Below are 13,753 nucleotides of genomic sequence, written 5' to 3' on the forward strand. Positions count from 1 at the left end.
GTTGATGAAGCTCATGATGCCGAACACCAGCGTCAACCCGGCGGCCAGCAGAAACAGCAGCACGCCGTACTGCAGGCCGTTCAGCAGCTGCGGAATCAGCAGACTGAAGTTCATGGGAATGTCCTTATTTCAGCTGGCACTTCGCATGGTAGGCATCGGAATGGTTCTGCAGGGGCGTGCCCGCCAGCTTGACCGCCGGCTTGCCGCCCTCCTTCACCACCTCGAAGGCATAGTAGTTCTGAATCGGCAGGTTGTTGTTGTTGAACTTGAAGGGGCCGCGCACCGACTTGAATTCCTGGCCGGCAGCCTTGACGGCGGCGGCGAAGGCTTTCTTGTCGGCGGTGTTGCCCTTTACCTTGGTCAAGGCAACGTTCAGGATCTGCGCCGCGTCATAGGCCGTGGCCGCGTATTCGCTCGGCGTGCGCTTGTACCTGGCTTCGAAGGCGGCGACGAACTTCTTGTTTTCCGGCGTGTCGAGGGCCGCATCCCACATCGCGCCCGACACCGTGCCGACCGCCGCATCCTTCAGCGCCGGCATGGTGGTGCCGTCGATGGTGAAGACGGAGAAGTTGGCGGGCTTGCCCAGCATGCCGGCCTGGCTCAGTTGCCGGATGTAGCTCACGCCCATGCCGCCCGGATAGAAAGCGAACACCGCATCCGGCTTGGCTGCCTGCAGCTGCGCCAGTTCGGCCGAGTAATCGGTCTGCCCGACCTGGGTATAGACCTCGTCCACGATCTCACCCTTGTACATGCGCTTGAAGCCGGCCAGCATGTCCTTGCCGGCCTGGTAGTTCGGCGCCATCAGGTAGACGCGCTTGATGCCCTTGTCCTGCACATACTTGCCCATGGCTTCCGCCGCGCCGTCGTTCTGCCAGGCGGTGGAGAAGACATTGGCTGCGCAGGAAGCGCCGGCCACCGGCGAGGGTCCTGCATTGGTGGCGATGGCCACCGTGCCGGACTCGACGATGGGCTTCAGGCTGGCCATGAGCACGTTCGAATAGCCCAGGCCGACGATGGCGTCGACCTTGTCCTTCTCCAGGAACTTGCGGATGATCTGGTTGCCGAGTTCGGGCTTGAGCTGGTCGTCTTCCTTGACCACCGTGGCGGCCTGGCCGCCCAGCTTGCCGCCGAGCTGCTCCAGCGCCAGCATGAAGCCGTCGACCTGCTCCTGGCCGACCACCGCCTGGGTGCCGGACAGCGGCGCCGACAGGCCGATCTTGACGTCGGCGAAGGCGCCGCCCGCAATGGCCGACAGCGCGGCGGCGAGCACGGCTTGATGAATCTTGTTGTATTTCATGGTCGTCTCCTGCTTCCTTGGTTCGTTTGCTTATGTTGCGTCCGGCATGGAAAAGGCCGGGCGCATGTGTGACAAGACCGCCCCGTCAGCAGCGTGACGAGGCGGATGAATGCGCATGCGTGTTCGCGTCCGGCTTCAGCCCAGATCGACAAACACCCTGCCGTTCTCGATCTTCACCGGATAGCTGCGGATGTCTTCGGTCAGCGGCGCGCACATCGCCTTGCCGCTGCGCACGTCGAAGCGGCCCTGGTGCAGCGGACATTCGATTTCGCCGTCCTCCAGGAAGCCGTCGCACAGGCGCGCATGGCCGTGGGTGCAGATGTTGTCGGTGGCGAAGACCTCGCCGTCCATGCCGTACAGCGCGATGTCGCGCCCGGCCACGTCGACGCCGATCACGTCATCCTGCGGCACGTCGTCGGCTGCAAGCGCATCGATCCAGTTCTGGGTCATGTGTTCCTCTGAAAAATCAAATCGGATAGATGATGGAGTTCGGAATCATTTCCGAATCATAGATGCATATGCGGGATTCGAACTTCATGCCTTCCGGCGTGATGCGCACCCGGTCGAGATAGCGGCCGACGTTGAACACCGTCGATTCCTGCGACAGCTTGGTGCGGAACACCGCGTAATTCGCTTCCGAAACGATGGCGTCGCCTTCCTGGCTGCGCACCAGCGGCACGCCGACCACGTGGCGCTGGTAGTACGGATCATGGAACAGGGTTTCCTTGATGCCGTAGGCCCGGTCCTTCAGCATGCGCTTGGAAATCAGCGCCAGCGTGGCCAGCGGGAAGCCGCGCTCGTAGTTTTCCCGCGGCTGCACCTTGTACTCGCATTCCTCGGTGAAGAATTCGATCCACTTTTCCCAGTCGCCGGCATCCACCGCCGCCGCATAGTCGGCGTACAGGCGCATCAGATCGAAATAGGTCTGGAAATCGTTCATCATGCTGGTCATACCCCCATTACCTTGCGCCAGTAGTCGTACATGCCGCGGATCAGCGATTCCGTCACCATGTGATCGGTGTTCTCGATCTCGCGCCCGCCCATTTCGGCCAGGGCGCGATGATAGGGTTTCTGCTCGAAGCCATTCTGCGACAGCTCGATCACCTCGCCGTCGTCGGCAGACACGAAGCCGGCCGGCCCGAACAGGTTTGCCTGAATCAGGCGGCGCTGGGTCATCTCCGGCGTGTCGTCCTCGAAGCCGAAGTGGGTCCAGACGAAATCGAAGCTGCCGTGGCCATCCGGCTGGATATGGCGGGTAGAGACGCTGTTGACCTGCTGCTGGAAGATCACGCTCGGGAACACCGTCATCATTACCGCCGTCGGACCGCCCCACCAGGGTTCGGGCACGATGTCGAGCAGGCGCTTGTCCTGGATCTCCATCGATTCCTTGAAGCTGGAGACGCCGGCGGTGACTTCGTTCTTCACCTGGGCATTGGACCGGGTGGAAATCATGGCCGCATGGCGAAAATGCTCGTCCATCTTCAGCTCGGACTTGTTGTCGGCGCGCCAGAGGCCATAGGTAATGAACCAGGTATGCAGCAGGCCGGGATGGTACGGGTCCTTGATGTTTTCCTGCATCAGCTTCCAGTTGCCCGGAATGCGCTGGCGGTTGTAGCCGAGAATGGTAAGCTTGCGGCCGTTGAACAGGCGATCGAAGTACTGCAGGATGGTCGGGCCGAGATACGCCTCCAGCGACGGCACCTCGTGGTCGAAGGAGGCGAACACCACGCCGCCGCGGGTAGACACCTTCAGCTTGTTCAGGCTGTGGTCTTCCGGCTTGAAGTCCTTCGGCATGCCGCCGTTGATCTTGCCGTCCTGCTTCACGCCGCGCCGGAACGGCACGCCCTGCAGGTCGCCCTTCAGGCTGTAGCTCCACTGGTGGTAGGCGCACACCAGGTCCTTCTTGTTGCCGTGGCGCTCGCGGCAGAACTGCATGCCGCGGTGGGCGCAGACATTCTCCAGCACATGGATGCTGCCATCTTCGGCCCGGGTCATGATCACCGAGCGCTCGCCGACCACGGTGCGCTTGAAGTCGCCGTGGTTCGGAATCTCGGCCTCGAGACCGACGTAGCACCAGTGGCCCTTGTAGAAGAAGCGCTCCAGTTCGCGCTTGTACAGCGCCTCGTCGGTATAGGCCCAGAACGGAATCCGGCTGGTGCCTTCCGCTTCCCAGGCCGGCGCCACCGGGAAGATGGCGGGAATGTCGCCCATGATGTGCTCCTTGAAGAATGGAGATTCTCGAATTGCCCTTGCTTGCCGCCGCGTTCAGCCTGCGACCCTGACCGTGATCTCGCCGAGGCCGGCGACGCTGCCGCGCATGACGTCGCCCGGCTTGACGGCGTTCACGCCTTCCGGCGTGCCGGTCATGATGATGTCGCCCGGCTCCAGGGTCTCGTACGCCGACAGGAAGGCGATGGACTCGGCCACCGACCAGATCAGCTTGTCGATGTCGGAGGACTGGCGCGGCTCGCCGTTGACGGTGAGCATGATCGCCGCCGACTGCGGATGGCCGATGTCTTGGGCGCGATGCAGCGCGCCGATCGGCGCCGACTGGGAAAAGGACTTGCCGAATTCCCAGGGCCGGCCCTTGTCGCGCGCTTCCAGCTGCACGTCGCGGCGGGTCATGTCGAGGCCGACGGCATAGCCGTACACATGGCTGAGGGCATCGGCTTCGGCAATGTCGGCGCCGCCCTTGCCAATGGCCACCACCAGTTCGATTTCATGGTGGAAGTTGCTGGTCTTCGGCGGATAGGGGATGGTCGCTTCGCCATTGGCGGCATCGACGGTGGCCGACGCCGGCTTCATGAAGAAGAACGGCAGTTCGCGCGTCGGGTCCTTGCCCATTTCGCGCGCATGGGCGGCGTAATTGCGGCCGACGCAGAAGATGCGGTTGACCGGAAAGCGCTCGCTGCGGCCGGCGACGGCCAAAGTGTGGATCGGGGCCGGCGGTACGGCGTAGTCCATGGTGTTCTCCATATCGTTTTTTGATTGCTTGATTGTCAGAGCCGCTGCTCGCGCCACAGTCCCAGCGCCTGCTGGCTGGGGCGGTCGGAGAAGCTGAACAGGATGGTGCCGCGTCCGGCCTGCAGCTTGAGGCTGTGCCAGGACGGCACCACGAACACGTCGTTCTCCGCGAACCGATAAGTCTGGCCATTGATTTCGGCCGCGCCCTCGCCTTCCTGGCAGACATAGACGGTGCTGTCGGTGCAGCGGTAGGTTTGGGTTTCGAAGCCGGCCGGCAGGTATTGCGAGAAGGCGCCGATGGTCGGCATCGGCGAGGCGCCGGTGGCCGGATTCACGAAGCGCAGCTTGTGGCCGAAATGGGCATCGATGCCGCTCTTCGACACACCGAGCAAGGATTCGCGCGTCCTGGCGAAGGGATAAACGAATACCTTGGTGGGCTCATGCGGGCGCTGATAGAAGTCGACCGGCACCATGTTGCTGCCATAGCGCGCCAGCGCGTCGCCTTCATGGCGGGAGGTCTGCTGCGATTCGCGCTCGCCCGGCTCGGCGAAGCCGGCGTCGAAGAAGCGCACCGTGGGAATGTCGAGGCCGTCCAGCCAGACTACCGGATCGCTGCCGAGATTGCCGTGGTCATGGAAAGTCCATGACGGGGTGATGATGAAGTCGCCGCGGCGCATGGTAGTGCGCTCGCCGTCGACGGCGGTATAGGCGCCCTCGCCGTCCAGCACCAGGCGCAGGGCGGACTGGCTGTGGCGGTGCGCCGGCGCGACTTCGCCCGGCAGGATCAGCTGCAGGCCGGCATACAGCGAATGCGTCACCGACGACTGCCCCCGCAGGCCCGGGTTTTCCAGGATCAGCACGCGGCGCTCGGCCTCGGCGGCGGAAATCAGCCGCCCGGCTTCCATCACGTGCTCGCGCACTTCGCTGTAGCGCCACAGCGTCGGCACGACCGGCGTGGTGGGCGTGCGCGGCACCAGCGCGTTGAGCACTTCCCAGAGCGGGGTCATGCTGAATTCGTTGATGCGGTCGTAGAAGGCCTTGCGTTCGGCCAGGGCTTCCTTGGGAATGGCTTGGGCATGCATGTGTCGTCTCCTCGGATATCGGTTTAGCTGGCTGCCGGGTAAAAAGCGTCGGCGTAGACATGTTCCGCCTGTATCCCGCGCAGCTTCACCATCATAGCGGCTGCTTCCACCATGGGCGGCGCGCCGCATAGATAGGCGCGCCAGCCGCTGAAATCATTCCAGTCGGCAGCCACGGCATCGGTCACCAGGCCGCTGCGCAGGGAAGCATCCTCATTGCCCATGGCGACCACGATCTGCACGTTCAGGTTGGCATGCCGCTCGGCGAGCGCCTGCAGCCACTGCGCCCCGTAGATGTCCTGCGGCGAGCGTACGCCGAAATACAGGTGGATCGGATTGCGCATGCCTGCCGCCAGCGCGCCACGCACGATGGACAGCACCGGCGCCAGGCCGGTGCCGCCGGCCACGCACAGCATCGGGCCTTCGTGCTTGCGGCGCAGGTAGGCGGTGCCGAGCGGCCCGGTGACGCGCACCGAATCGCCGACCTTCAGCTGGTTGGCGACGTAGCCGCTGACCCGGCCGTCCGGCACCACCCGCACATGGAACTCCAGTTCGCCATCGCTGCACAGCCCGGCCATGGAATAGGGGCGGACATGGTCAGGCGTGAACTGCAGGTTGACGTACTGCCCAGGGGAAAATTCCAGCGGCTTGGCCGGGCGCAGGCGCAGGCGCCTGATGTCGTGCGTCATGTCCTCGATGGCCGTGACCGATGCCTTGATGATGCGGGCGGGATGGATCACCACCTCGTCCGGCTCGGGAATTTCGATCTCACAGCTCTCGGTGACGGTGCTCATGCAGGCCAGGACGAAGCGGCCCTCGCCCGGATTGGTGATCTTCGCTTCCGGCCCGGATTCCAGCACATCGCCCCGGGTGACCTTGCAGCGGCAGGTGCCGCAGCGGCCGGCGGTGCAGCTGTAGGACACCGGCACCTGGTGTTCACGAAGAACATCGAGCAGATTCGCGCCCGGGGTGACGGTGATCCTGCGATCCAGCGGATGTACGACCAGTTCCATGGGGCAATGAGTGGTAGCGCAATTGACAATGACTGGATTATAAGAAGCGAAGGAATATTAAAATAGGGGATTTGGTGAATCATGCCCATTGATTTAATGAATATTACTAGGCGCTTCCGGGAACGCTTTCGACCATGGACCTGAAGGACATCGACCTCAACCTGCTGGTGGTCTTCAATGAATTGCTGATGGAGCGCCGGGTATCGGCGGTCGCGGAGAAGCTGGGCCTGACCCAGCCGGCGGTGAGCAATGCGCTGGCGCGCCTGCGCAGGCTGCTCGGCGACGATCTGTTCCTGCGCACCTCGCGCGGCATGGAGCCGACCGAGTACGCCAGCCAGCTCGCCGAGCCGATCGGCTATGCGCTCGGCACCATCCGCAGCACCCTGAACCGGCGCAGCGAATTCGATCCACTGACGAGCGACCGTAAGTTCACCGTTGGCATGACGGACATCGGGGAAATCTATTTTCTGCCCGGCTTGATGGATGCGCTGGCGCGGCAGGCGCCGGGCGTAACGGTGAGCACGGTGCGCAATACCGCCATCAACCTGCGGGACGAAATGGAAGCCGGCCATGTCGACCTGGCGGTCGGCCTGCTGCCGCAGCTGAAGTCAGGCTTCTTCCAGCGACGGCTGTTTCAGCAGCGCTATGTCTGCATGTTCCGGGCCGATCATCCGCGCTTCGGCGACGCGCTGAGCGTGGCGCAGTTCGCCGGGGCGGACCATGTGGTGGTGATATCGCCGGGCACCGGCCATGCGCGCATGGATGAGACCATCGAGCGCAAGGGCATTCAGCGCAAGGTCAGGCTGACGGTGCCGCATTTCGTGGCGGTGGGCCATATCCTCTCGAACAGCGACATGATCGCCACCGTGCCGGAGCGCTATGCGATGCAGTGCGCCAAACCTTTCGGGCTGCGCTATGTGCCGCATCCGGTTGCGTTGCCTGAGGTGGGAATCAATATTTTCTGGCACGCGAAGGTGCACAAGGAGCCGGCGAATCAGTGGTTGCGGGGAGTGGTGTTTGAGTTGTTTGGTGGGGGTGCGTAGCAGGGGCGCAGCGAGGGTTTCGCAGAGCACTGCTCTGCGCTCGCGAAGCCGGGTTCGCTTGCAAGCGAACCCGTGCGGTGAGGTCGCGCAGCAAAGGAAGTCCCCTCCCCCTCAGGGGGAGGGATAGGGTGAGGGTGGGTTTCCTGTGCGACTAAAGAACATTCTTTGAGTGCTACAGAAACCCATCCCCACCCTGTCCCTCCCCTTGAAAGGGAGGGGATTTCTTTATGCTTGGACCTCCCCCACGGTTGCGCTTGCAAGCGCAACCGGCTCCGCAGGCGCGACGCATGCGTCGCGAATTCCCTGCTACGCCCCTGCTACGCGCTTTCCTCCTCCAGCTTCCTGATGTACTTGTTCCTCACCAGATTCCAGAACCGCCCGTACTCCTGCCACACCACATTGGCCGCGACCTCCTTCTCATCCATGAAGGTGATCTTTCCGCCCGGGCCGGCCAGCAGCTCGGCCTGGAACTGCATGCGCGCATTCTGCTCAAGATAGACGCTGCGCCCCACGGCGATCTGCAGGCTCTCGCCGACCACCACCGCGCCGTGGCCGCGCATCAGCGCCGCCGGATGATTGCCGAGGCGGCGCGCCAGCGATGCGCCGAGGTAGTTGTCGCGCACCAGCATGTCGCTGCCTTCGCGCGCTTCGCGGATCTCCCAGTTCGGCACGCCGAGGCCGATGAAGGCCGACATGTGGAAGATCGGCTGCAGCGGCGTATCGCTGCAGCAAAAAGGAATCACCGACGGCGAATGGTTGTGCACCACCGCCATCACTTCCGGCCGCGCCTTGTACACCTCGCCGTGGATATAGCGCTCATTGACCGGGCTGCGGCCGCGGGCGTCGACCGGCTCGCTTTCCATGTCGAACTCCATCATGTCGGCTTCGGTCACCAGCTCCGGCGCGACCGAGCGCGCCATCCAGAAGCGGTTCGGGTTGTCGGGGCAGCGCACGCTGATGTGGCCATAGGCGTCGATGATGCCGTAGTCGGCCAGCACGCGGTAGGCAATGACGAGGTCCTGGAACAAGCTCACGATAGTCTCCTGTTGTTTTACGTTGCGATATTCATTTCTCGGTGAGGAAGCGCCCAGCCGGCACGCCGGCCTCAGTCGACGCTGATCTTGCCGCGCGAAACCACCTGGCTCCACAACTTGAGTTCATTGCGCAGCAGGTTGCCGAAGCGCTCCGGCGGTCCGACGGTCGGATTGACGCCCTGCTTGGCCATCGCTTCCTTCACCTCCGGCAGTGCCAGCAGCTGGTTGATTTCCGCATTCATCTTGTTGACGATGGCCGCAGGCGTTCCCGCCGGCGCCATCACGCCGTACCAGGTTTCCACCACCATGTTGGCCACGCCGGTCTCGTTGACGGTCGGCACCTGAGGAAAGGTCGGCACGCGCTCGTTGCCGAGCACTGCCAGCATGCGCATCTTCCCGGACTGCACCAGCGGCGTTGCGCTCTGCACCGATACCACGCTGGCCTGCACATGGCCGGCGACGATGTCGTTGATGGCGCCGGAACTGCCCTTGTAGGGCACATGGGTCAGGTTGATCCCGGTCTCCTGCTTCAGCAATTCCATCGCCAGCTGTTGCGAGCTGCCGATGCCGGGCGAGGCATAGTTGAGCACGCCGGGCTGCTTCTTCACCTCGGCCACGAACTCCTTCATGTTCTGCGCCGGGAAACGGTTATTGACGACCAGCGTCATCGCGCTGGTGCCGAGCAGCGATACCGGCGCAAAGCTCTTCACCGGATCGAAGGGCAGATTCTTGCTGGTGACGGCTACCGTGCCATAGGAAGTGGCGGCAAACAGGAAGGTGTAGCCGTCCGGCGCCGCCTTGGCCACCGCATCGGAGCCGATGATGCCGGCAGCCCCGGCCTTGTTGTCCACCACTACCGGCACGCCCCAGTGCTGCGAAATGCGCGGTCCGAGCAGACGCGCCAGCACGTCGGCGGTGGTGCCCGGCGTGTACGGCACGATGAACTGGATGGGCCGCGAGGGGTAGCCCTGCGGCGCGGAGGACTGCGCCTGTGCGTGGGAAGGCAGGGAAACGGCGGTCGCCAGGATGAAGCCGAGCGCCGCAAGAGAAGTTGCGATTTTCATGATCTCAGCAGAGTGAAGGATGGAAGACTTTTCCGGAACCGGAAAAGCATGAAAGCGGGCGCAAGCCGGGCGGGCTTGCCGCGGGTGCGGCGAGATGAATGGCGCAGCGAGCGCATGCCCTCGGGCATGCAGCCCGGGCAAGCCGGGTAATGCTCCAGCGTGTGAACAAGGTCTCCTCCTTGTTGATCGGATTCTTTGCGTCCCGGCATGGCCATCATGGGCTCGACTGTCCGGTGTTTTTGCTGCCGTCGCTTGCGGCACCGGCGCCGCCTCCTCGGGAAGCGGCGCCGAAATGATCAGCAAGCCGGCGGCTTACTTGATGTTGAACGCCTTTTCCGCGTTGGTCTGGAAGAAGGCCTTCTTCTTGTCCGCATCCATGTTCATGTTGTCGAGGGTGACGACTTCCTCGAGCGAATGCTGGTACGGATAGTCCATCGCGTACATCACGCGGTCGACGCCCACCATTTCCTGGGTGTACTTGATCGCCGGCTCGTGCGCCACGCCGCTGTTGGTGATGTAGAAGTTCTCGCGCAGGTAGTCGCTCGGCTTCTTCTTGATCGGCTTCATCGACTCGTAGCGCTTGGAGACCACGGTGGCGCGGTGCATGTAATCCAGGCGATAGGACCAGAACGGCAGCGCCTCGCCCATGTGGCCGATGATCATCTGCAGTTTCGGGAAGCGGTCGAACACGCCGGCGGTGATGATGCGCAGCGCATGCATGCCGGTCTCGACGCCGAAGCCGAAAATGGCGCCGTCCAGGCCGACTTCCAGCAGCGGCTTGATCATCTCGCGCGGCGGGGTGTTCGGGTGCAGGTAGATCGGGGTGTTGTTGGCTTCGGCCGCTTCGAAGATTTCCCAGAACTTCGGGTCGGAGAGATACTCGCCGTGGGTATGGGAATTGATGATGACGCTGGTCAGGCCGAGACCGACGCCGCGCTCGATTTCCTTCGCGGCTTCGGCCGGGTTCTGCGGCGCCACCGCGATCATGCCGGAGAAGCGGGTCGGATGCTTGCGCACCGCCTCGGCCAGCTCATCGTTGGCGATCCTGGCGAAGGACACGGCGGTTTCCGGGTCCATGATCTGCACGCCCGGCGAAGTCAGCGCGATCACCTGACGATCGATGCCGGCTTCATCCATGTGCGCCAGGCGCTGATCGCCGAGGTCGGTGAGGCAGTTCATGATGTGGCGGGCGCGCTCGCTCGGGCTGCTCATGTAGAAGCCCATCAGGCTAACGAAGCCGGGATCGGGATCCGGGCCGGCGAGGATCTTGCGGTAGATGTCGAACATCTCCTTGGGGCAGAACGCCTCCTCGGTGGCGATGCGCTTGTACTCGACCTTGCCCGGCACGGGCTTGGCTGCCGTCTGATTATGGTCCATTGCTGATTCCTTCTTGGTTCGGGGTGATGATGATTGCCCGGCCTGAGCATGCCAGGCCGCCGGCGGGACGCTTGCACGCCCCGCCGCTGGTCTCCTTCTTTTATTTCTTCCTGGTGCTACTCATGGCGTCTCCTCCATGTCGGTTGCCGGTATCTTCCGGCTCGTCAGTTTGATCGAAGATGGAAATGCGGCGCTGATCTCAGCCGGCCGCGGTCCGCTGGCCCTTCTGTTCGTAAGGATCGGCGAGATTGCGATAGATGAAAAAGGCAGCCACCACCAGCAGCAGGCCGAGCGACAGGAACACCGTCTCGACGTTGAAGCGGATGACCAGCAAGCCGCCCGCCAGGGGGCCCAGGGCCGCGCCCATGAAGCGGGAAAAATTGTAGATGCCGACGGCGGTGCCCTTCTGGCGTTCGAACACATTGACCAGGATGGTGGACTGCACCGGCATGCTGCAGCCGAGCAGCAGGCCATACAGCGCCAGGAAGACCACCAGGGCGGGAATGCCCAGCAGCTTGGCTTCCATGGTCAGCCAGAACAGCAGGACGGCGAGGCCGATCGCAAGCGACGTCATGCCGAGGATGCGGGTGCGGGTCCAGTAGCGCTGCAGCGGATTGCCGAGGCGCACGCCGAGCACCAGCCCGGCCGTCAGCGGCACGAAGAAGAAGCCATAGCTGGAGGCCGGCAGGGTGAAGAAGGTATCCAGCACCTTCGGCAGGAACACCAGGAACAGGTAGTAGCCGAACATCTGGCTGAAGCCGAGCAGGATGATGGAGAATGATGAGCGATTGCCGAATACCGTGGCGAACGATGCCAGCGTGATGCGCATCGGCTCATGGTTTTCCGGCAGGGTTTCCTGCAGGTTGACGCGGTTGTACAGCCAGGCCGCGACGCCGCCCGCCACCAGCACGCCGAAGATGGCCTGCCAGGAAAACGCCGCCGCCATCAGCCCGCCCACCACCGGCCCGAACACCGGACCCATCAGATTGATGGTCTGGTACAGGCTCATGGCGCGAGCCCGCTCGTTGGGCGGGTAGATGTCGCCGATCACCGTCGGCGCCACCAGGATGGCGGTGCTGATGCCGACCGCCTGCACCGCGCGGCCGAGCAGGAAGAATTCGTAGTAGGTGGAAAACAGGCAGATCAGGGAGCCGATCACGAACACCATCATGCCGGGCAGCAGCGTGGCGCGACGGCCCCACTTGTCGGCGATCGGGCCGATGACGAAGTTGCTTACCGCGAGAATGGCGGTGAACAGCGAGATCGTCAGGTTGATGAGGAAGGTGTTGACATGGAAGAAGGCCTGCAGCTTGAGCAGGCTGGGGGTGTACACCGTCTGGGTGAAAGGCCCGAGAAAGGCGGCGGCGGAAATGCCGCTGATGATCTTCTTCCGGTTGAAACTCACGATAAGCTTTCGGGACTCGGCCTGCGAGCCAGTGTTCTGGGTGGAAAGGGGATTACTCGGGTTCGCCGACTTCTTCCGGCGCCGGACCGATGCCGCGCATGGCCAGCGACAGGAGCGAGCGCAGGCGGGCGATGCCCGGCTCCACGGTCGGCTTCTCCTCGTTCAGCCAGCGCCGATTCTCGGTGAGGTAGATGGTCATCATCAGATTCGCGATCGCTTCCGGCGAATCGTTCTTCGCTATCTTTCCTGCATCCTGCTTGGCCTTGATGATCTCGGTCAGCAGCGCGACGATCTTCGGCCGGCGCGCATAGAAGCGTGCCGTCTCGGCGCCCATTTCGGAACGCGGCGCGATGAAGTCGAAGGTTTCCTGCAGCGCCGGGCGCGCCAGGCGCAGCTCCTTCGCCCAATAGGCGTAGCGCTTGCGGAAGAATTCGGTCAGCTGGTCCAGCAGGCTGCCCTTCTTCGCCACGCTCTTCATGACGGTATCGTTGATCGCGTCGAGGTCGTCGTTGATGATCAGCATCAGCAGGTCGCGCTTGTCCTTGGCGTAGACGAAGAGCGTGCCGATGGCGACGTCAGCCAGCGCCGCGATTTCGCGGGTGGTGGCAGCCTCGTAGCCTTTCTCGATGAAGACCTCGCGCGCCGCTTCCTTGATGCGGCGGCGCTTCTCCAGCTTGCTGCGCTCGCGCAGGCCGGGCGGCTTGGGCGGGTCCATGACGGCGTCTGGTATTTTGGCGGAAACGGTCATTGATAAGAGAAAGGTTTCGTGCAATCTATTGGGGTAACGGAAGCGCACCTCCGGCTTTCCCGCATGCATCGATCCGCCTCCAAAGCAGCAGATCGGGCGCATGAAATATATCACGCCTGATCCGAAAATGCTCGGATTTTTATAACGCGCTCATTTTTTCTTGACACCCTGCCGGGGCTTATTTATCGTTCGGCACGTGGCAATCCGTGCCGTGCGCCGCGGCAAAAGACCTCGAACAATGCCGGCGGCTGCCATCCGGAGCCAGTCCGGTCGTCATGCCAAGCACGAGACCCTCCGCCGAACTACAATATCTTTTTTTCATCCGCTTTCGCCCCGGCGGAAGCCCTTCCAGAAGTGAGCCATGAACACACTCGCCGTCAAAGTCGTCAAGAAGACGAAAGAAGCAGAAGACATCTACAGCTTTGAACTCGCCAGCGCCGATGGCAAGCCGCTGCCGCCGTTCTCCGCCGGCTCCCACATCGACGTGCAGGTCAGGCCCGACCTGGTGCGCCAGTACTCGCTGTGCAACGACCCCACCGAAAGCCACCGCTACTTGATTGCCGTGCTGCGCGACCCGAACTCGCGCGGCGGCTCGGTTGCCGTGCATGACAGCATCAACGAAGGCGACACCATCACCATCAGCGAGCCGCGCAACCACTTCCCGCTGAACCAGGCCAAGCACTATCTATTGTTTGCCGGCGGCATCGGCGTCACGCCCATCCTGTGCAT

14 protein-coding genes and 1 pseudogene are annotated in these 13,753 nt (G+C 63.1%); 2 read left to right on the forward strand and 13 right to left on the reverse strand.

Features of this window, described 5'->3' with window-relative positions; all coding sequences use genetic code 11:
- From CHB88_RS25755 to CHB88_RS23730, 8 genes and pseudogenes are all read right to left on the reverse strand, one after another.
- Positions 1-114: pseudogene (locus CHB88_RS25755) on the reverse strand (branched-chain amino acid ABC transporter permease); the annotation flags it as partial.
- Positions 115-124: 10 nt separating this feature from the next.
- Entirely contained in the window at positions 125-1,297 is a 1,173-nt protein-coding gene (locus CHB88_RS23700; protein ID WP_089401835.1) for an ABC transporter substrate-binding protein, read from the reverse strand.
- 135 nt (positions 1,298-1,432) lie between these two features.
- Complete coding sequence (locus CHB88_RS23705; protein WP_089401836.1) at positions 1,433-1,747, reverse strand: non-heme iron oxygenase ferredoxin subunit; 315 nt, start codon at positions 1,745-1,747, stop codon at positions 1,433-1,435.
- Between the two features lie 16 nt (positions 1,748-1,763).
- A complete protein-coding gene (locus CHB88_RS23710; protein WP_089401845.1) occupies positions 1,764-2,237 on the reverse strand; it encodes an aromatic-ring-hydroxylating dioxygenase subunit beta in 474 nt (157 codons plus the stop codon).
- An 8-nt stretch (positions 2,238-2,245) separates the two neighbouring features.
- Entirely contained in the window at positions 2,246-3,508 is a 1,263-nt protein-coding gene (locus tag CHB88_RS23715; protein ID WP_089401837.1) for an aromatic ring-hydroxylating dioxygenase subunit alpha, read from the reverse strand.
- 54 nt (positions 3,509-3,562) lie between these two features.
- Positions 3,563-4,261 (reverse strand): fumarylacetoacetate hydrolase family protein, encoded by a 699-nt coding sequence (locus CHB88_RS23720; protein WP_089401846.1) that lies wholly within the window; start codon positions 4,259-4,261, stop codon positions 3,563-3,565.
- 35 nt (positions 4,262-4,296) lie between these two features.
- On the reverse strand, positions 4,297-5,343 hold the full coding sequence (gtdA, locus tag CHB88_RS23725; RefSeq protein ID WP_089401838.1) for a gentisate 1,2-dioxygenase: 1,047 nt from the start codon (positions 5,341-5,343) through the stop codon (positions 4,297-4,299).
- A gap of 23 nt (positions 5,344-5,366) precedes the next feature.
- On the reverse strand, positions 5,367-6,353 hold the full coding sequence (locus CHB88_RS23730; RefSeq protein WP_089401839.1) for a 2Fe-2S iron-sulfur cluster-binding protein: 987 nt from the start codon (positions 6,351-6,353) through the stop codon (positions 5,367-5,369).
- A 134-nt stretch (positions 6,354-6,487) separates the two neighbouring features.
- Here CHB88_RS23730 and CHB88_RS23735 point away from each other — a divergent pair, with 134 nt between their 5' ends.
- A complete protein-coding gene (locus CHB88_RS23735; RefSeq protein WP_089401840.1) occupies positions 6,488-7,396 on the forward strand; it encodes a LysR family transcriptional regulator in 909 nt (302 codons plus the stop codon).
- Positions 7,397-7,713: 317 nt separating this feature from the next.
- On the opposite strand, the gene CHB88_RS23740 is transcribed toward CHB88_RS23735, so the two are convergent.
- The 5 genes from CHB88_RS23740 to CHB88_RS23760 form a co-directional block, all read right to left on the reverse strand.
- Positions 7,714-8,430: a class II aldolase/adducin family protein gene (locus CHB88_RS23740; RefSeq protein WP_245845227.1), complete on the reverse strand. Its 717-nt coding sequence runs from the start codon at positions 8,428-8,430 to the stop codon at positions 7,714-7,716.
- 71 nt (positions 8,431-8,501) lie between these two features.
- Positions 8,502-9,494 carry a Bug family tripartite tricarboxylate transporter substrate binding protein gene (locus CHB88_RS23745; protein WP_089401841.1) on the reverse strand — a complete coding sequence of 331 codons (993 nt, stop codon included), beginning with the start codon at positions 9,492-9,494 and terminating at the stop codon, positions 8,502-8,504.
- 312 nt (positions 9,495-9,806) lie between these two features.
- Entirely contained in the window at positions 9,807-10,871 is a 1,065-nt protein-coding gene (locus CHB88_RS23750) for an amidohydrolase family protein (protein ID WP_089401842.1), read from the reverse strand.
- Between the two features lie 199 nt (positions 10,872-11,070).
- Complete coding sequence (locus CHB88_RS23755) at positions 11,071-12,276, reverse strand: MFS transporter (RefSeq protein ID WP_176442638.1); 1,206 nt, start codon at positions 12,274-12,276, stop codon at positions 11,071-11,073.
- 52 nt (positions 12,277-12,328) lie between these two features.
- Entirely contained in the window at positions 12,329-13,024 is a 696-nt protein-coding gene (locus CHB88_RS23760; protein WP_176442639.1) for a TetR/AcrR family transcriptional regulator, read from the reverse strand.
- Between the two features lie 361 nt (positions 13,025-13,385).
- Between CHB88_RS23760 and CHB88_RS23765 the strand changes: the two genes are divergently transcribed.
- Positions 13,386-13,753, forward strand: a 368-nt coding sequence (locus CHB88_RS23765; protein ID WP_176442640.1) for a ferredoxin reductase, incomplete at its 3' end; no start/stop codon positions are given.

This window comes from Noviherbaspirillum humi, assembly GCF_900188095.1.
GTDB lineage: Bacteria > Pseudomonadota > Gammaproteobacteria > Burkholderiales > Burkholderiaceae_D > Noviherbaspirillum > Noviherbaspirillum humi.